This is a genomic window from Thiocystis violacea (assembly GCF_016583575.1).
Lineage (GTDB): Bacteria > Pseudomonadota > Gammaproteobacteria > Chromatiales > Chromatiaceae > Thiocystis > Thiocystis violacea.
The window spans coordinates 1-724 of sequence record NZ_NRRG01000166.1; the positions used below are offsets into that span (position 1 = coordinate 1).

General features: G+C 45.9%; 1 protein-coding gene and 1 pseudogene. Both read right to left on the minus strand.

Annotated features, from left to right (window positions below):
* Window positions 1–109: 109 nt before the first annotated feature.
* Window positions 110–418, minus strand: coding sequence for a hypothetical protein (locus CKO27_RS24000; RefSeq protein WP_200377419.1), 309 nt, complete (start codon window positions 416–418; stop codon window positions 110–112).
* 143 nt (window positions 419–561) lie between these two features.
* A pseudogene (locus CKO27_RS24850) lies at window positions 562–724 on the minus strand (IS4 family transposase); the annotation flags it as partial.

The window sequence follows — 724 nt, forward strand, 5'->3', positions numbered from 1 at the left end:
CGTGATGATGAAACGTCGCAACTTGTCACCTGCCGGGTGAGCCCTAGAATGGGCGTATTTTACCTCCATCCTCTTGTTATGTAACGGGAATTCTTGGAAGACGGTTCATTCAGTTCACGGAACCAGGAAAGAGTAATAGTTTATTATGTTGAGTTGCTTCATCAATTGATACAATGGCGCCTCCTGCGATTTTTTCATTTGCAAGAACTTGATATACTACGGCACCAGCAGATTTAAATGCCGCTTCTATATCTGAATCAGAAGGAATTGGTTCATCTAATTTGTGTCCGAATTCTTTTTCGGCCGATATTTCAAAGGCTTCTTGTAAATCTTTTTTAAACTTTTCAAGCTCTGATTCATTTGCGATTCTTAGATACACTTTTGTTTTGTGAGTATCATTTTCCATTCTTGATTTCATATCCTTGCTATCTTAGCGACAAAGGCGTCCACCTAACGTCACCTGGGAAAACCGGGACAGACCCGAATGGCACTAAGATAAGTCTCTCGATTTTTAAAAACAAACAGTTACAACCGCTGATGCGGTTTGCGGAATCGGTGTCCTCAGCGCTGTTTCTTCGGGTGGCCATGGTTACGGATCTCTTCCTGTGCAATGCGCCTGGGTTTGGTCAGCAGCGGATAGTTCTTCGGGCGACGCTTCAAGGCACGCGGCTCGATGCGGCCACGACGCAAGCCGACCCGTGGTTCGGCGATCAGGACCAGCAGG

Excerpts from the sequence above, each read along its gene's own strand:
- CKO27_RS24000 (WP_200377419.1), bottom strand. The coding sequence starts at position 418 with ATGAAATCAAGAATGGAAAATGATACTCACAAAACAAAAGTGTATCTA.